Origin of the sequence: Leucobacter coleopterorum (assembly GCF_011382985.1) — a bacterium.
In the GTDB taxonomy this organism is placed as follows: domain Bacteria; phylum Actinomycetota; class Actinomycetes; order Actinomycetales; family Microbacteriaceae; genus Leucobacter; species Leucobacter coleopterorum.
On sequence record NZ_CP049933.1, the window covers coordinates 433894 to 450112 of the forward strand.

Sequence of the window (16219 nt, forward strand, 5' to 3'; positions counted from 1 at the left end):
TAGCAATATGGCTACACCGGATTTCGCATTTCCCGGCCAAGTCGCTGAGTAAATGCTGAAAGTTGAGTCAAAGTGGCTCAAGTTTAGCGACTGTAACTTGACTTGGAACCGCGGGTTATTAAACTTGAGTGCATAAGGCTCAACCTGGGTTAGGAAACCAAACTCAGGTGTGGCTAAAGACTCGGCGCCAGAAGAGGTGCCGCCACACGCAACAGAAGGAGAATGTATGTCCCGTGCAGTAGGCATTGACCTCGGAACCACCAACTCAGTGGTCGCAGTACTTGAGGGCGGCGAGCCCGCAGTTATTGCAAACGCTGAGGGTTTCCGCACAACCCCCTCGATCGTCGCCTTCACCAAAGATGGCGAGGTGCTTGTTGGTGAGACCGCAAAGCGCCAGGCCGTTACGAACGTTGACCGCACGCTCGCCTCCGTAAAGCGCCACATGGGCACTGACTGGAAGACCGAAGAGATCGACGGCAAGCGCTACACCGCTCAGGAGATCAGCGCACGTACCCTCATGAAGCTGAAGCGTGACGCTGAGACTTACCTCGGTGACAAGGTTACCGATGCGGTTATCACAGTTCCCGCCTACTTCAACGACGCCGAGCGTCAGGCCACTAAGGAAGCCGGCGAGATTGCGGGCCTCAATGTGCTCCGCATCATCAATGAGCCGACCGCCGCGGCCCTCGCTTACGGTCTTGACAAAGGCAAGGAAGACGAGCTCATCCTGGTCTTCGACCTCGGTGGCGGCACCTTCGATGTGTCCCTGCTTGAGGTAGGCAAAGACGACGACTTCTCGACGATCCAGGTCCGCGCAACCGCCGGCGACAACCGCCTCGGTGGCGACGACTGGGATCAGCGTGTTGTTGACTGGCTGATCACGCAGTTCAAGAACTCAACCGGCGTCGATGTCTCGAAAGACAAGATTGCGCTGCAGCGTCTGAAGGAAGCCGCCGAGCAGGCGAAGAAGGAACTCTCGAACTCGATGAGCACCCAGATCCAGCTCCCGTACCTCTCGCTCACCGAGAACGGTCCGGCGAACCTTGACGAGACGCTCACCCGCGCTAAGTTCGAGGAACTCACCAAGGATCTGCTTGAGCGCACCCGCAAGCCCTTTGAAGATGTCATCAAAGAGGCGGGCGTCAATGTTTCCGAGATCGCACACGTTGTGCTCGTTGGTGGCTCGACGCGTATGCCCGCCGTCACGGAGCTCGTGAAGAAGCTGACCGGTGGCAAGGAGCCCAACAAGAGCGTCAACCCCGATGAGGTTGTAGCTGTTGGTGCCGCGCTGCAGGCTGGTGTGCTGAAGGGTGAGCGCAAAGACGTTCTGCTCATCGACGTCACTCCGCTTTCTCTCGGCATCGAGACCAAGGGTGGCATCATGACGAAGCTGATCGAGCGCAACACCGCGATCCCGACCAAGCGTTCCGAGACCTTTACTACGGCTGAAGACAACCAGCCGTCTGTGGCGATCCAGGTGTTCCAGGGTGAGCGCGAGTTCACCCGTGACAACAAGAACCTCGGAACCTTCGAGCTGACCGGTATTGCTCCGGCACCTCGCGGCATCCCACAGGTTGAGGTCACCTTCGACATCGATGCCAACGGCATCGTGCAGGTGTCCGCAAAAGACAAGGGCACCGGTAAAGAGCAGACCATCACCATCTCAGGTGGGTCGACGCTCTCTAAGGAAGACATCGAACGCATGGTGCGCGAGGCTGAAGAGCACGCTGCCGAAGATAAGAAGCGCCGCGAAGCTGCCGAGACCCGCAACAACGCTGAGCAACTCGCCTACTCGGTCGAGAAACTCATCAGCGAGAACGAAGACAAGCTGCCCGAAGACGTGAAGACTGAGGTGCAGGGTGACCTCGACTCGCTGAAGCAAGCACTCGCTGGCGAAGACGACGACGCTGTGAAGACCGCGGCTGACAAGCTGGGCGAGAGCCAGGGCAAACTCGGCGAAGCGATCTACGCGGCCGCCCAGGCCGAAGCACCCAACGCTGATGCCGCGGGTGAGAGCCAGAGCGAAGACGACGACGTCGTTGACGCTGAGGTTGTTGAAGACGATGAGTCTGACAATGCAGGGGAGCAGAAGTAACCATGTCGAACGAGGAACAGCGCACGCCAGGGGAAGACCCGATCGGTGACGAGGTTCCTGCGGCGGAGCCGGCGGCGAATGCCGCCGGCTCCGCGCCGCAAGACGGCCTCACCGTTGACGACATCTTGGGTGCAGAACAGAACGAAGACGCTCACGCGGCAGACCAGGCGGATGTGGCAGCCGCCCCATCAGGCGCTCCCGAGGACTTCTATCTCGAAGACCTGCGCCGTGTCACAGCGGAGTATGCGAACTACCGCAAGCGGACTGAGACTAATGCCTCGCTCGAGAAGCAGCGTCTCACGGCAGCTGTGGTGACTCCGCTGCTCACCGTGCTCGATGATTTTGATCGGGCCGAGGCCCACGGAGACCTCGAGGAGGGATCTGCCTTCGCTACGATCGCGCAGAAGGTGCGAGGTACACTTGAGCGCTTCGGGCTTGAGAGCTTCGGAGAAGTTGGGGAAGTCTTTGACCCGCAGGTTCACGAAGCGATCGCACAGGTGCCGGTTCCCGGCACCGAGCAACACACTGTTTTGGATGTAATTGAGCGGGGGTACCGGCTCGGTGATGTCGAGTTGCGCCCCGCCAAAGTAGCGGTGGCGGTGGGGGCAGATGGCTAGTCAAGATTGGCTTGAAAAGGACTTCTACCAGATCCTTGGGGTGTCGAAAGATGCCAGCGAGGCCGAGTTGAAGAAGACCTACCGCAAGCTCGCTCGGCAGCACCACCCCGACTCTAACGAGGGTAACCCCGCGGCCGAAGCGAAGTTTAAGGAGATCAGCGAGGCTTACTCGGTGCTTTCCGACAAGGACCAGCGCGCAGAGTACGACCAGATTCGTGCGATGCGCTCAGGTGGCGCCCGCTTCACGTCGGGTGGTGGTGGCAACCAGGGCTTCGAGGATGTCTTTGGTGGCATGTTTGGTGGCGGTGGGGGAGCCCGCGGTCAGCAGTACAGCTACCAGCAAGCTGGCGGGCAGAGTTTTGAAGATCTGTTCGGCATGTTTGGTGGTGGTGCTGGTGCTCCGCGCGGTCCGCAAAAGGGCCGTGACGTGCAGGCCTCCACGACCCTCGACTTCGAGACCGCGGTGAACGGCAAGACCGTCACACTGCAGTCGGAAGCCGGCACTGTCAAGGTGAAGATTCCCGCTGGTGTTTCTGACGGTCAGAAGATCAAGGTTCGCGGTAAGGGCGAAATGAGCCCAAACGGCGGACCTGCTGGCGACATCATCTTGACGGTGAGTGTGCGCAAGCACCCGGTGTTCGAGCGCGACGGACAAAACCTGCGGCTGAAACTGCCCGTCACCTTCTCTGAGGCTGCCCTGGGTGCAACGGTCGAGGTGCCGACACTCGGCGGTGATCCCGTGCGCCTCAAGGTGCAGCCTGGAACTCCGAGCGGCCGTGTGCTGCGTGTGAAGGGTCGCGGAGTGAAGAGCGCGAAGGGGCTCGGCGACCTACTCGCCGAGGTTCAGATTGTTGTTCCTTCGCATCTTTCGGATGAGGCTCGTGCTGCCCTTGAGGCGTTCCGCGAGGTTGAACCACAAGAAAACCCGCGCGAAGATCTGCTCGCGCGGGCGAAGAGTTAGGTAGGGAGCTCACACCATGTCGATGCCGCGAATGGATCGGTTCACGCCCGTCTTTGCGATCGCGGCGGCGGCTGAACTCGCTGGAATGCACCCGCAGACGCTGCGGCAGTACGACCGCATAGGGCTCGTATCGCCGCAGCGTACGCGGGGCAACACCCGCAGATACTCACTGCACGACGTCACCCAGCTGCGTGAGGTCGCGAGGCTTTCGGCTGAGGGCCTCAGCCTTGAAGGGATCAGGCGCGTATTGCAGCTTGAAGATAAGGTGCAGGCACTCGAAGAGCGTGTGCACCAACTTGAAAGGGCGCTCGCCGAGGAACGGCTCATGCGACCGGACCGCCGAGTCTTTGCTGCGGGCTCTGCGGGCGAGGTCGTAACGCTGCGTCGCGGCACCCGTGTTCGCCGAAACGCTGAGGTTGTTGTTTGGAAGCCTTAGACGGAGCCCGCAACGAAATCCCCGTCGAAGCAATCGAGGCACTGTTCTCAAAACTCTCACGGGATCCGGATCTTGACGCGCCAGAACTGCAGGCGCATGACTCGGCCGATTCGTTGCTGCTACAAACCGCAGCTGCACAATTGAGCACACTCAAAAACAGCGAACTCGTTGTGATCGGCGATCGGCACGGTGCCCTCACTCTCGGGGCGGCCTCGCTGTTCGGGGCGAGTGGTATCCGTACTCACCAAGACCCACTTCTTGGGGAGCGTGCGCTCGCGCGTAACGCAGAGCGCCTCGGTTTGGCCGACCGCTACACAAACCACCAGCTCGACGAGGGCTTGCTTGAGGGTGCACGTGTTGTGCTTATACAGCTTCCCCGTGGCCTCGACGCACTCGACGAGATTGCTCAGGCCATCGCAACCCACGCAGCGCCCGACGTGCATGTGTTCGCGGGTGGTCGTGTGAAGCACATGACTCGTGCCATGAACGAGGTGCTCGGACGATCATTCACCGATGTGAAAGCTGGCCTTGGGCGGCGAAAGGCGCGTGTATTGACCGCGAGCGGCCCACGCGCCGTCGAGGCCGTACATTTTCCGAGGTGGGCCGGCGATCCCGACCTCGTCTTTGAGCTTGCCGCCTTCGGGGCGACCTTCGGGGCCCAACACTCGATCACGGTAGCCGCCTGCTGATCTCGACGCTCATAACAGAAAAACCGCAGGCACGCCGCATAGTCGACCTCGGTTGCGGCAACGGAGTGCTTGGGGTCGCGGCTGCGCTCGCAAATCCCAGAGCAGAGGTGATCGCAACCGATCAGTCCTTCGCGGCGGTCGCCGCGACCCAACTCACTGCAGACCGCGCAGGGGTGACGGATCGTGTGACGGTTCACCGAGCCGACGGCACAGAAACAGTACCTGATGGGTGGGCAGAGCTGATCCTGTTGAATCCACCATTCCACTCTGGATCAACTGTTCACACAGGGGTCGCTCACAGGTTGATTCGATCCTGCGCCCGCGCGCTCGCACCGGGTGGAGAACTGCGGATCGTCTTCAATTCGAGCCTGGGCTATCGGTCCCTGGTAGAGCGCACCATCGGTCCAACGGAGCAACTCGCACGTGACCGGACCTTCACGGTGCTCGTCGCTCGATGTCGAGACTAACTGGTCTCGGCAAGGCTTGGAGCAATCTCCAGGCGCGCTGAATACACTGGTAATTGTTCGTAACCCTCTGAACGCTTCTTCGACCGAAGGACTCCCGCACACCGTGAGCACCACCGATCGCTCTGCGCCAATTCGAATCATGATTGGCTGCGACACCTTTTACCCCGATGTCAACGGGGCCGCCCGCTTTGCTGAGCGCCTCGCCGCAGGCCTCGTGAAGCGCGGCGAAGACGTGCACATTGTGGCACCTTCGAGGCGCCACAGTCAGACCGGTGCGTTCATCGAGACCATCGAGGGCGAGCAGATGACAGTGCATCGCTGGGCGAGCTGGCGCTGGTATCCCACGACTGGCTGCGCTTTGTGCTGCCGTGGCGGGCTCGGGGATACGCGCGAAAGCTGCTCGACCGTGTGCGCCCCGATGTTATTCACATTCAGTCACACATTGTTATCGGTCGTGCCCTCGCGATCGAGGGGCATAAGCGGGGGATCCGCATCATTGCGACCAACCACGTCATGCCAGAGAACGTGCTCGATTTCACGCTGCTGCCCGAGCGGGCTAAGCGCGTGTTTGTGCGCTGGGGTTGGGGTGCCGCCGACCGTGTGCTGCGTCTCGCAGCCGCCGTGACTACACCAACGCAGCGCGCGGCCGACTTCCTTGAGCGCAACACCCACCGTCGCAATGTGCGTCCCGTGAGCTGTGGTCTGCGCGCCTCCGACTACACTGCCGACCTCACCCCGCGCAGCCACAACACCATCGTGTTCGTGGGCCGGGTTACCCTTGAAAAAGGCATCGATACGATCTTGCGCGCCCTGACCCGCATCGATCCCTCGTACAACCTGACCTTCAAGATCGTGGGTGACGGGGATCAGCGAAAGAATCTCGAGAAGCTCGCGGCCGAGCTGGGGGTGAGGCAACAGGTGACCTTCACTGGTCGTGTGACCGACGAAGAGTTGCGCGCCTCGCTCACCGAAGCCAGCATGTTCGTGATCGCGTCAGTTGCTGAATTGCAGTCGATCGCCACGATGGAGGCCATGGCTTCTGGCCTGCCGATCCTCGCCGCCGACGCCATGGCGCTACCGCACCTTGTGCACGAGGGTGAGAACGGCTACCTCTTCCAACCTGCTAACGACCGCGAGCTCGCCGTGGCGATCAAGAAGGTGCTCGACCAGACACCCGAGGAACGCAAGCGCATGCAGCAGGCCTCACTCGAGGCGGTTAAGGTTCACGACATCGATCGCACTCTCGACACCTTCGAGGCGCTTTACCGCGATCAACCGATCGAGCGCTAGCATTGCACATCCTCATCGTCACAGATCAGCACGTTGATTCGCTCGGTGGGGTTCAAGTTGCGATCCGGCTACAGCGTAAGTTTCTTGAGCGTGCCGGCCACAGGGTATCGATTGCCGCGCCCACCTTGCATCGGCCGGGCTATGTCGCGGCGGTAGGGGATCGTGGGAACTACATCAACCTGCCCTCCAGGGCGATCACTAAGGATCGTGAGTACGGCATTAGCTGGCCAGGATCTCGCACCGATCGCGCGCTTTCCGCGGCGCTGAGCAAACTACCGCCGATTGATGTGATCCATATTCAGGGTGACTTCTGGGGTGCACTGATTGGGATCCGGGCCGCGAGGGGGTTGAATGTTCCTGTCGTGCTCACCATGCACAACAACGTTGACGAGGGCACACGCGCCGTCACACGGCTCGCACCCCTCGTGTTTGGGATACTTCGGGGTGGCGAGTTCTTGCGCTGGGGCGCTGCCGTGCCGGTGTCGACCGGTCGACCTATGGGGCTTGGCGCTACCTTGCCGAGCTCGCAACAGAGGCAACTGTGGTCACCGTACCCTCTCACCACTTCGCGGGCGAACTGCAGCGGCACAGGGTCATTGAGAGTGCGGTTGTGATCCCGAATGGCGTCGATGACGACATCGTCGAATCAGTGCGTTCCCGGGCGCGTAGCGCGCGCGAGCGACCGAAACTCGTCTGGCTCGGACGCATGAGCAAAGAAAAACGCGTGCTCGAGTTTATCGAGGCGATTGCAGAGTCAGGGATCAATGCTGACATTACTCTGCTCGGTGCCGGATTGCTGTTGCCGCGTGTGAACAAACGAATTAGAGAGCTTGGGCTACAAGCTCGGGTGAAAGTGCCTGGCTCTGTGAACTACGAGGATGCGCTTGCCGAAATTCACGATGCGGACGCCCTCGTGCAAGCATCCATCGGGTTTGAGACTCAGGGGCTCACCCCGTTTGAAGCGGCGGCTCTTGGCACGCCTACGATTTTCTGTGATCCGCAGATCGCGCAGCATGTTTCAGCTGACCCCGCATGGCAGGTCGCTGATGCAAGTGTTGCCGCTCTTGCCGATACGCTTCGCGAAGCAGTGAGTGATCTTAACTCGGAACATGGGGGGCTGAGAGTGTCTACGCAAGAAGCTCAGCGCTTTTTGCAGTCAGCGCAGACAGCAAAGATGGTAGCTCTCTACGAGCAGATTGGCAGATGAAGCTGAGGCGCGCTTAGAAACGCCAGACCACTGCGTCGAAGCCAGGTGGGGGCTTTGGAGTCCACTTCTCGTCCTTGTTCACGAGGCCGGATCCGCCGGGGTTGTTTGATTCGATGATGGTGAAGGTGCCGTCGTCGTGTACCTCAGTAATGAGTACCGTGTGGATTCCTGAGACCCATGAAGTGGGCGAAGCTGTGTACTCGTACTGAACGATGTCGCCGGGTTCCGCGTTTGCCAACGTCATGCGGGTAGCGCCGTCGTAGTTTGCGACGGGGTTGCCGCTGCCGTTCCAAGCGCCGCCGCCTGCTTTAATCCAACGCTGGGCCGACATAATGCACTCGCCGGGCTGGCTCCAGCCTGTGGGGCGGCTCGTGCCGACTTCACTTTCAGCCTGGGCGATCGTTGCTTTGACGTCAAAGTTGTGGGGGACGTTGGAGAGGGTCTCCATGTCGAGCACTGAGTCGATCGGCTCACCCGCGAGTGCGTTATTGGTGGTGTCGAGCGTCTGTGAAATAAGTGTTGCGGGCTGGATGGCCGCGGGAGCAGGGGCAAAGTTTTCAATCGGCTCTGCAGCGAAGGAAGGGGCTGCACCAAATGCGAAGGTTACCGAGGTAATCAGAGTGATTACGAAGGCCTTAGCGGGTACTCGCACGCGTTAATCTCCAGGGGTTGTCCAACAAAAAACGCGGGGGCTTGGCCCCTCGCGCCTTAACTAGTATGCGTTACCGTTCCGTTATTTTTCAAGTCCGAGATGGAATTTCTCAGGTTTGCCACAACTGTTTGTTGGAAATGCACGAAACCCCGGAAAGTCCCGGGGGTTTCGTTGTGGCGGAAGTAACAGGATTCGAACCTGCGAGGGCTTGCACCCTACACGCTTTCCAAGCGTGCTCCTTAGGCCACTCGGACATACTTCCGTCGACTATCTTACATGGTTGAGGGGAGTTCGCGACCACCACCATTTTTACAGCAACGAAGCACCTTGTTGACGGGTCTTTGCCAGTTCGACACTCTAGTTTCATAACTATGGCCGATCCCTACCTCACAGACGCAGTTCGTGCGAAGAGGATCGGGCGACCCGTTGCGCGATTTATGGCACGCTGGCGCAAGGTAATACGGCGCAGACCATGGCTAAATACCGCGTATAAGGTGGCCGTTACCGTGTTGGGTGCGCTGGTAATGGTGATTGGGTTGATCCTCGTGCCGCTTCCCGGACCTGGATGGTTGATTGTCTTTCTCGGGCTCACGATCCTGGGCACCGAGTTTCACTGGGCGCGCAGGCTGCTTGGGTGGCTGCGTCAAATACTCACGCGATTTTGGGAACGTTGGAACACCTGGCGCGAGGCCCGTCGCGCGCGAAAGGCGCAGGCCTAGAAACACGAAAAGCCCGAGCCGAAGCCCGGGCCTAACGGTCGTGAAACCTGCTGCTACTTAATCATCTGAATGTTGAAGATGAACGGCGGCTTTTCGCCACGGCGGAAGGACTCAGGAGCCTTAGCCGCTGCAATGATGTGGAAAATAAAAGGCACCAGAATCCCTGCCCAAATCAGAATAATGCTGATGACCGGTCCAACGTATGGAATGAACAGCAGAATGAAGCCCACGATGTACGCCGCAATGACCGTCCCGATCCGAAGCAGCGTGAAGTTCAGATTGTCGGCGTGGTACGCGCGAACCTGAGCATTGCCCTTGTCCTTCTCAATGAGGTAGAAGATGAGCGCCGGGATCCAGCTGAAGAACACGGATAGCCAGTAGTTCAGCGTGATGTTGCTGACGGGATCTGAAATGGGCGGCTGCGCGTAGCCACCCGGTGCAGGCGGAGGAGCGTAGCCACCCTGAGGCTGCTGAGGCGGCGTCTGGTATTGCGGTTGTTGCGGCGGAACCTGGTACTGAGGCTGCTGCGGAGCGGCGGGCTGTGCTGCTGGCGGTACGGGCGGGGCCGGTGGTGCCGGAGCTGCCGGTGGCACTGGTGGAACCGGTGGAATGTTGCTTGCGGGCTGGCCTCCAGTTGCCTGGCCGTCAGCACCTTCTGGTGGCAGCGTAGTCATGATCGTCTCCTTCGAGAAAACATTGTGTCCCTTGACGCTACCGCAGGTTTGCCAATAGAAACAGGGGCTAGCGCGGTGTTTTCTAATTCTTAGAACACGTCGGGACTTGGCGCGGAGGTGTGCAGAATCGAGACGTCTGCGTGGCGGTCAAAACGGTACCCGGTACCACGCACGGTGCGCACGATGTCTTGGTAGTGTGCAAGCTTTACGCGCAGGCGTCGCACATGCACGTCGATGGTGCGCTCGTTGGGAACCTCTTCGCCGTCCGCGCCGGTCCAGAGTGCGGTGATCAGTTCTTCGCGGCTGATGGTGCGCCCCTCACGAAGCACGAGGTACTGCAACAGCTCAAACTCGCGGAATGTCAGGGCGGCAGCGATGTTGTCGAGCAGCACGCGCTTGCGTGAGAGGTCGAGGATCACGCCGCTCGGAGCGCGATCTTCAGCTTCTTCGACGTGCTGCTTCTGGCGTGCGTGGGCTGCGGGGTCGCCGAGTGCCAGACGCACAACCTCAACGTCGCGGCCTCCCGTTCCTTCTGGAGCGAGTGCCACGGCCGCGTAGGTGTCGGCGGCGGGCGCGAGCTGAGCGACCAACTGCTTAATCTGTGTGACGATGGCGCCCAGCTTGGGGTCTCCGTCAGCGATCTTGTCGTCGGCGAGGCCTACGTAGAGGGCAAAGCCACGTACCTCGGTGCCCTCGGGTACTCGGCGCTCAGGTGCCGCAATGGTGGGAACCTCGGCGACGAGATCTGGGCGGGCGGCGCGGAGCGCTGCGCTGGTGGAAACGGTGCGGGTAGCGGGGGCGAGAGTGGTAGTCATGATGATGAAAGTCCTTGAGAGCTGATTCCGCGGGGAACGCGGAGATACGGCTGAGCCGTTCGAAAAGAAGTGCTGGCCAGAGATTTGGCCGGGAGAAAACGTGGAGCGTTGCTCGCACATAGCGCTTGACCCCCGATTGGGGAAACTGCGCGGGCTAATAATTCCCGTTACATGCACATTCGACAGCGCATGACACTCTGACCGGCCATCATCATGCCGGTGTTCCCAATGTTCACCTCGAGGGCGGACTGGGACGAATGGTGTCATACATAGGGGACAGTAAAGCAGCTAGGTAAACGTGTTGTCAAGCACGAGTGTGAAACCGCCTAGTGATCGATCGTTCCGTAGAGGCGATCTCCTGCGTCGCCGAGCCCCGGCACGATGTAGGCGTGCTCGTTGAGGCCCTCGTCGAGCGCCCCCAACACCAGCGTCACCTTGCGACCCTCGGCGGCCTTTTCAAGCACCTCAACACCCTCGGGTGTGCCCAGCACGCAGATGGCCGTGACATCGTCGGCTCCGCGGTCGAACAGGAACTTGATCGCTGCGGCCAGGGATCCGCCCGTTGCCAGCATCGGGTCGAGCACGAAGCACTGCCGACCCGAGAGATCGTCGGGAAGACGCTCGGCGTAGGTTGTCGGCTCGAGGGTCTCCTCGTCGCGCACCATGCCCAAGAAGCCCACCTCTGCGGTCGGCACCAGTTTCACCATGCCCTCGAGCATGCCGAGCCCCGCGCGCAGAATCGGCACGATCAGCGGAAGGGGATGGCTGAGGCGCACACCAGTGGTCGGGGCAACCGGTGTCTCGATTTCGTGTGGCTCAACACGCACCTCGCGGGTGGCTTCGTAGGCCAGCAGCGTCATCAGCTCTTCGATAAGAAGCCGGAACGTGGGCTGCGGCGTTTGTGCGTTTCGCAGCACGGTCAGCTTGTGGGTGATGAGGGGATGGTCTGCCACGAAAACACGCATGCGTCTAGTCTATTCTCGTGACCACCATTCCGCCGCTTCCCGCAGAACTCAGCGCGATGGATCTTGCGCTCGCAGAAGCGCGAGTCGCGGCAGAGGTCGGTGAGGTTCCGGTGGGGGCTGTGCTGCTCGGGCCCACTGGCGAGGTGCTCGGCACCGGTCGCAACGCGCGCGAGGCGGTTCCGGATCCCACGGCGCACGCCGAAGTGATAGCAATTCGGGAGGCCGCGTTAGCCACCGGGGACCGTATGCTGTCTGGTTGCACACTGGTCGTCACCCTCGAACCTTGCGTGATGTGCGCGGGTGTGATTCTCGCCGCCCGGGTGCCGCGCGTGGTGTTTGGTGCGTGGGACGCAAAAGCCGGAGCTGTCGGAAGCATCTACGATCTGCTGCGAGATGGCCGCCTGCCGCACCCTGTACCCGAGGTGGTTGCCGGCGTGCGGGCAGGCGAGTGCGCTGCTCTGCTGGAAGAATTTTTTGCGGAGCGCCGTTAGTCGCTCGACAGCATCACGATTGAGCTTGTTGTGGGCTGGGTCGCGTTGGGGTCTAGGTAGACGTCTGGCTCAAGGTAGATGACCTTGGCCGCGGGCACTGCCTCTCGGATACGCCGCTCGGCCACGTTGATGATTGCCGATACTTCAAGCATCGTGCAGGTTGGCTGCAGGCTGACCTTCGCGCCGACCATGAACTCGTCGGGGTCAAGGTAGAGGGTCTTTATGTGAATGATGCGGTCGGTGTCTTTTGTGCTCAGGATTGCCGCCTCGATCTTGGCGGTGTCTTCTTCGCTGGCCCCTCACCCACGAGCAGGCTCTTGACCTCCATGCCAACAACAAACGCGACCACAATCAGTAGCACACCAATCGCCACAGTTGAGATGCCGTCGAAGAGTCCGTTGCCGGTGAGCACGGTGAGACCCACGCCGATGAAGGCGATGACAAGGCCGAGCAGAGCGGCCACGTCTTCCATCAGCACAACAGGCAACTCGGGTGCCTTCGAACGCCGGATGAACTGGAACCAGCTCAGCGAGCCCTTGTGGGGTCTGCTCTCGTGAATCGCTGTGCGCAGAGAAAAACTCTCAAGCACAATCGCGATGGTCAGAATGAGGATGGGCAGCCACCACACTTCGAGCGCGTGAGGATCCTGAATCTTCGACACACCTTCATAGACTGAGAACACGCCGCCAACTGAGAACAGCACAACCGCAACGATGAAGGCATACACGTAGCGCACGCGCCCGTAGCCGAACGGGTGATCCTTGTCAGCCACCTTTTTCGCGCGTTTGCCGCCGAGTAACAGCAGAAGTTGGTTGCCGGAGTCTGCGACCGAGTGCACACCCTCCGCGAGCATCGACGAGGACCCCGAGAAGCCCCACGCGATGAACTTCGTGATCGCTATCCCCATGTTGGCAAGAAAAGCCGCAATGATCGCCTTGTTACCGCCAGACGCGCTCATGATCAATTGCCTCCCTGAGTCGCTACAACTCCTATGGTTCCACAGTCTACGGTGACTGGGCATGTGTTGTTGAGGACACCCTGGGGTGAGTTCAAAGGGGCAGGCTCGTAGACTGGGCGGGTGGGTGATACTTCAGCGCAGACCTCAGTCCTTCCTCGCACCGCCATGATCGGTGTTGGCTCCATGGGAGGGGCAATCCTGGCGGGGCTGCGGGCTCCCGGGGTGCACATCCCGAAGCCGATCAGCGTCACCACCAAATCGGCTCGCAGCGCGGCCGAGTTCTCCGGAGCCGCAGACGTTGTGGCGTACGCGAGCGAGACTGACCCCGAGGCGAACCGAGTGGCAGTCACGGGCGCGGGGCTCGTGATTCTCGCGGTGAAACCCTGGATGATTCTCGACGTCGCTCGCGAGATTGCCGACGCACTGGAGCCGGGTGCAATTGTGGTGAGTGTTGCCGCCGGAGTCACCTGCTCGAGCATTGAGGAGGTGCTCCCTGCGGGGACGGCCGTGGTGCGCGCGATGCCGAACACTCCCTCGCTCATCGGGCGTGGTGTGACCGGAATCGCCGGGGATCCGCCGCGAGCGAAGCAGACATCGACACCGTGCGCGCGCTCTTCGAAACGGTGGGCTCCGCCATTGTGGTGCGTGAGTCGCAGATCAACGACGTGGCGGCGGTTTCAGGATCGGGCCCCGCCTATCTGTTCCTCTACGTTGAAGAGATGACCGCCGCTGCAATGCGATTGGGGTTCGACGAGGATCAGGCGCGGTTGCTCGCGCAGGGGACCGTCACCGGCGCGGCCGAGCTCTTGGCGCGCAGCGACGAGGATCCCGCGCAGCTTCGCCGCAACGTGACGAGCCCAAAGGGCACCACCGAGCAGGCCGTTCTTGTGCTGCAGGATGCAAACTGGGGCGAGCTGTTCGACCGTGCGCTCGCCGCAAACGTGCGCCGCTCGGAAGAGCTCGCCGCGCAGTAGCGCAGTAGCGCAGTACATGTAGTGCAGGATCAGCCGATCGTGGCGAAGCGCTCCACGTCTGCAGCGGTGCCCGAGACGATGATGAGGTCGTGTGGCGAGACCACCGTGTCTTGGGTCGCGTGGGAGAACGGCTGTCCCGGTGCCTTCACGCCCACCACGGTGACCCGGTAGCGGGTGCGCACACCGCTCTCGGAGAGTGCTCGCCCGCGGATCGAGCGTGGCGGGTACATCTTCACAATGACGTAGTTGTCGTCGAACTGAATGAAGTCGAGCATGCTGCCGCTGAGCAGGTGTGCAACGCGCTCGCCCGCCTCGCGCTCGGGGTAAATGACGTGATTGACGCCGATCCGCTCGAGAATCTTGCCGTGTGAGGCAGAGATCGCCTTCGCCCAAATCTGAGGGATCCCGAGATCCACGAGATTTGCTGAGATGAGCACACTCGATTCGATGGACGAGCCCGTCGCGACAACCGCGATCTGAAACTCGTCTGCTCCGATTTGGCGGAGGGCCTCCATTGAGCTCGCATCGGCCTGCACCGCGTGGGTCACACGATCCGACCATTTCTGCACGAGGCCGGCGTCGGTATCGACCACCAGAACCTCACGATCCTGACGGTCAAGCTGACCGGCAGTTGACGCACCAAACCGCCCGAGTCCAATCACAATGACCGGGGCATCACTTCGAATATCAACCAACGATCGGCCTTTCTTCAGGGAGGCGGAACATACGAGAACGACTTGAGGCGGCCACGGCGGCAGCCAGGGTGACAGTGCCGACGCGACCTGCCCACATAGTGGCCGAGAGAATGTACTTGCCTGGATCGTCAACGGATTCAGACAGTCCGGTGGAGAGCCCGCATGTGCCGAAGGCTGAGATCACCTCGAACAGGGCGTGGTCGAGCGAGGCGCCGGTAATGTGCATGAGTGAGATGGTCGAAATCAGTACGATCGTGACACCCCAAATGAACACGGACACCGCGACGCGCAAGACCTCGTTGGGGATGCGGCGGTCGAAGGCCTGCATGTCTTGGTAGCCGCGGGCTTCTGCGTAGGCTGCGATGAACAGCACGGCCAGCGTGGTTACCTTGATGCCGCCAGCGGTCGACGCTGATCCACCACCCACAAACATAAGCATGTCTATGACCAGAAGTGTCGAGCCGTTCATTTGGTCTGGATCGACGATGCCGAGGCCACCAGAACGTGTCATGACCGACATGTAGCCAGAGTTGAAGAGCGTCTGCCCGACTCCCTGTGATCCCAGCGTGCTTGAGTTGTTCCACTCAAGCGCAGTAATCGCTATCCAGCCGAAGAACACCAGGATTACCGTTGTGGTCAGCGTAAGTTTTGTGTGCAGGCCGAGGCGCTTGTGTGTGCGCCAGCCGCGACCGATCACATAGCGGTAGAGCGCAAAGATGACTGGGAAGCCGATGGCGCCGAGAAATACGCCGATGGCGATGACGGTCAGCAGGTAGTAGTTGGTGAGAAAGGGCTCAAGCCCGCCAACGAGCGGCACGAAGCCGGTGTTGGTGAACGCTGAGGCCGCGAGGTAGAAACCGTTCCACAGGGCTGGCCAGAAATCGTAGCCCGCTGCGAGCAGCACCGGGGTAATGAGCATGGTCAGGATCAGCTCAATCACAATCAGGCTTAGTGCAACGGCGGCGAGCAGCCCGCCGATCTCACCGAGGCCAACGGCCTGGCTCTCTGAGACGCCCTTGCCCATGCGCATGGGGTTTGTGTCGCTGGCGGCCATAAGTTTCTGGCGCAGGCCGAGCCTACGGGTAACGGTCAGGCCGAGGATGCTCGCGAGGGTGAGCACGCCGATGCCACCGATCTGAATGCCGAGCAGGATCACCACTTCGCCAAAGAACGACCAGTGGGTGGCCATATCGAGTGTTGAAAGCCCCGTGACGCAGATCGCGGAGACCGCTGTGAAAAGCGAATCGGCAAGCGGCGTGACCTTGCCGTTGCTGCTGGAGATAGGGAGGGAGAGTAGCGCGGTCCACAGGAAGATCAGCGCTGTGAAGACCAGCAGCGCGAACCGAGGGGGAGAAGATTGGATCATCTTCGAGACCCACGACTTTTGTGCGAGCGGGGTAGAGCTACCGCGACTCGCTGCGAGCGCCCTCACGACTCCCTCTTTCCTGCTGCGGGTTGATCCCGAACTGTGCTGACCTTGTCATGCTACACACCAATGCCCGCTACCCTTAGGC

The 16219-nt window shown here is 60.8% G+C and carries 18 protein-coding genes, 1 tRNA gene and 2 pseudogenes; 13 read left to right on the forward strand and 8 right to left on the reverse strand.

What is annotated here, in order from left to right; all coding sequences use genetic code 11:
• The first annotated feature begins 226 nt into the window (after positions 1–226).
• From dnaK to G7066_RS15520, 9 genes and pseudogenes are all read left to right on the forward strand, one after another.
• On the forward strand, positions 227–2095 hold the full coding sequence (gene dnaK / locus G7066_RS02070) for a molecular chaperone DnaK (protein ID WP_166328675.1): 1869 nt from the start codon (positions 227–229) through the stop codon (positions 2093–2095).
• Positions 2096–2097: 2 nt separating this feature from the next.
• The gene (locus tag G7066_RS02075) at positions 2098–2712 is read left to right on the forward strand and encodes a nucleotide exchange factor GrpE (protein WP_166328677.1); all 615 of its coding nucleotides are present in this window, start codon (positions 2098–2100) and stop codon (positions 2710–2712) included.
• Positions 2705–3673 (forward strand): DnaJ C-terminal domain-containing protein, encoded by a 969-nt coding sequence (locus G7066_RS02080; RefSeq protein ID WP_166328679.1) that lies wholly within the window; start codon positions 2705–2707, stop codon positions 3671–3673. Before G7066_RS02075 ends, G7066_RS02080 begins: the two co-directional genes overlap by 8 nt.
• A 31-nt stretch (positions 3674–3704) precedes the next feature.
• Positions 3705–4109, forward strand: a complete 405-nt coding sequence (locus G7066_RS02085; protein ID WP_166331863.1) for a heat shock protein transcriptional repressor HspR — start codon at positions 3705–3707, stop codon at positions 4107–4109.
• The gene (locus tag G7066_RS17240; protein ID WP_341873834.1) at positions 4097–4798 is read left to right on the forward strand and encodes a hypothetical protein; all 702 of its coding nucleotides are present in this window, start codon (positions 4097–4099) and stop codon (positions 4796–4798) included. Before G7066_RS02085 ends, G7066_RS17240 begins: the two co-directional genes overlap by 13 nt.
• Before the next feature lie 11 nt (positions 4799–4809).
• Positions 4810–5265, forward strand: a complete 456-nt coding sequence (locus tag G7066_RS17245; protein WP_341873901.1) for a class I SAM-dependent methyltransferase — start codon at positions 4810–4812, stop codon at positions 5263–5265.
• 139 nt (positions 5266–5404) lie between these two features.
• Positions 5405–6555, forward strand: a pseudogene (locus G7066_RS02095) (glycosyltransferase).
• A 2-nt stretch (positions 6556–6557) separates the two neighbouring features.
• The gene (locus tag G7066_RS15515; RefSeq protein WP_244303186.1) at positions 6558–7169 is read left to right on the forward strand and encodes a glycosyltransferase; all 612 of its coding nucleotides are present in this window, start codon (positions 6558–6560) and stop codon (positions 7167–7169) included.
• Positions 7097–7762 (forward strand): glycosyltransferase family 4 protein, encoded by a 666-nt coding sequence (locus tag G7066_RS15520; protein WP_244303188.1) that lies wholly within the window; start codon positions 7097–7099, stop codon positions 7760–7762. Before G7066_RS15515 ends, G7066_RS15520 begins: the two co-directional genes overlap by 73 nt.
• A gap of 13 nt (positions 7763–7775) precedes the next feature.
• Here the strand turns inward: G7066_RS15520 and G7066_RS02105 are convergent, their stop codons facing one another.
• Complete coding sequence (locus G7066_RS02105; protein ID WP_166328681.1) at positions 7776–8414, reverse strand: CHAP domain-containing protein; 639 nt, start codon at positions 8412–8414, stop codon at positions 7776–7778.
• Between the two features lie 174 nt (positions 8415–8588).
• Positions 8589–8676 (reverse strand) — tRNA-Ser (locus tag G7066_RS02110).
• 109 nt (positions 8677–8785) lie between these two features.
• Here G7066_RS02110 and G7066_RS02115 point away from each other — a divergent pair.
• Positions 8786–9133 carry a TIGR02611 family protein gene (locus tag G7066_RS02115; RefSeq protein WP_244303190.1) on the forward strand — a complete coding sequence of 116 codons (348 nt, stop codon included), beginning with the start codon at positions 8786–8788 and terminating at the stop codon, positions 9131–9133.
• A gap of 53 nt (positions 9134–9186) precedes the next feature.
• Here G7066_RS02115 and G7066_RS02120 read toward each other — a convergent pair whose 3' ends face one another.
• From G7066_RS02120 to upp, 3 genes are all read right to left on the reverse strand, one after another.
• Positions 9187–9807: a DUF4870 domain-containing protein gene (locus G7066_RS02120; protein ID WP_166328683.1), complete on the reverse strand. Its 621-nt coding sequence runs from the start codon at positions 9805–9807 to the stop codon at positions 9187–9189.
• Positions 9808–9896: 89 nt separating this feature from the next.
• Complete coding sequence (locus G7066_RS02125; RefSeq protein WP_166328685.1) at positions 9897–10622, reverse strand: winged helix-turn-helix domain-containing protein; 726 nt, start codon at positions 10620–10622, stop codon at positions 9897–9899.
• Between the two features lie 326 nt (positions 10623–10948).
• A complete protein-coding gene (gene upp / locus G7066_RS02130; protein ID WP_166328687.1) occupies positions 10949–11587 on the reverse strand; it encodes a uracil phosphoribosyltransferase in 639 nt (212 codons plus the stop codon).
• 56 nt (positions 11588–11643) lie between these two features.
• Here upp and G7066_RS02135 point away from each other — a divergent pair, with 56 nt between their 5' ends.
• A complete protein-coding gene (locus tag G7066_RS02135; protein WP_166331865.1) occupies positions 11644–12078 on the forward strand; it encodes a nucleoside deaminase in 435 nt (144 codons plus the stop codon).
• Here the strand turns inward: G7066_RS02135 and G7066_RS02140 are convergent.
• A pseudogene (locus G7066_RS02140) lies at positions 12075–13036 on the reverse strand (cation diffusion facilitator family transporter). The gene G7066_RS02135 and the pseudogene G7066_RS02140 sit on opposite strands and share 4 nt — an antisense overlap.
• 120 nt (positions 13037–13156) lie before the next feature.
• On the opposite strand from G7066_RS02140, the gene G7066_RS17250 reads away from it, so the two are divergent.
• Together G7066_RS17250 and G7066_RS17255 are read left to right on the forward strand one after the other, a co-directional pair.
• Positions 13157–13759, forward strand: a complete 603-nt coding sequence (locus tag G7066_RS17250; protein ID WP_341873835.1) for a pyrroline-5-carboxylate reductase family protein — start codon at positions 13157–13159, stop codon at positions 13757–13759.
• Positions 13702–14010 (forward strand): pyrroline-5-carboxylate reductase family protein, encoded by a 309-nt coding sequence (locus G7066_RS17255; RefSeq protein ID WP_341873836.1) that lies wholly within the window; start codon positions 13702–13704, stop codon positions 14008–14010. The genes G7066_RS17250 and G7066_RS17255 overlap by 58 nt, the downstream gene beginning before the upstream one ends.
• 29 nt (positions 14011–14039) lie before the next feature.
• Here G7066_RS17255 and G7066_RS02150 read toward each other — a convergent pair whose 3' ends face one another.
• Both G7066_RS02150 and G7066_RS02155 read right to left on the reverse strand, forming a co-directional pair.
• Positions 14040–14705 (reverse strand): potassium channel family protein, encoded by a 666-nt coding sequence (locus tag G7066_RS02150; RefSeq protein ID WP_166328689.1) that lies wholly within the window; start codon positions 14703–14705, stop codon positions 14040–14042.
• The gene (locus G7066_RS02155) at positions 14698–16071 is read right to left on the reverse strand and encodes a TrkH family potassium uptake protein (protein WP_166331866.1); all 1374 of its coding nucleotides are present in this window, start codon (positions 16069–16071) and stop codon (positions 14698–14700) included. Before G7066_RS02155 ends, G7066_RS02150 begins: the two co-directional genes overlap by 8 nt.
• Between the last annotated feature and the right edge of the window lie 148 nt (positions 16072–16219).

Coding starts and splice junctions, on each gene's coding strand:
- G7066_RS02120 (WP_166328683.1), bottom strand. CDS start 9,807: ATGACTACGCTGCCACCAGAAGGTGCTGACGGCCAGGCAACTGGAGGC.
- G7066_RS02125 (WP_166328685.1), bottom strand. CDS start 10,622: ATGACTACCACTCTCGCCCCCGCTACCCGCACCGTTTCCACCAGCGCA.
- G7066_RS02080 (WP_166328679.1), top strand. CDS start 2,705: ATGGCTAGTCAAGATTGGCTTGAAAAGGACTTCTACCAGATCCTTGGG.
- G7066_RS02155 (WP_166331866.1), bottom strand. CDS start 16,071: ATGATCCAATCTTCTCCCCCTCGGTTCGCGCTGCTGGTCTTCACAGCG.
- G7066_RS02135 (WP_166331865.1), top strand. CDS start 11,644: ATGGATCTTGCGCTCGCAGAAGCGCGAGTCGCGGCAGAGGTCGGTGAG.
- dnaK (WP_166328675.1), top strand. CDS start 227: ATGTCCCGTGCAGTAGGCATTGACCTCGGAACCACCAACTCAGTGGTC.
- G7066_RS02085 (WP_166331863.1), top strand. CDS start 3,705: ATGGATCGGTTCACGCCCGTCTTTGCGATCGCGGCGGCGGCTGAACTC.
- upp (WP_166328687.1), bottom strand. CDS start 11,587: ATGCGTGTTTTCGTGGCAGACCATCCCCTCATCACCCACAAGCTGACC.
- G7066_RS02115 (WP_244303190.1), top strand. CDS start 8,786: ATGGCCGATCCCTACCTCACAGACGCAGTTCGTGCGAAGAGGATCGGG.
- G7066_RS02075 (WP_166328677.1), top strand. CDS start 2,098: ATGTCGAACGAGGAACAGCGCACGCCAGGGGAAGACCCGATCGGTGAC.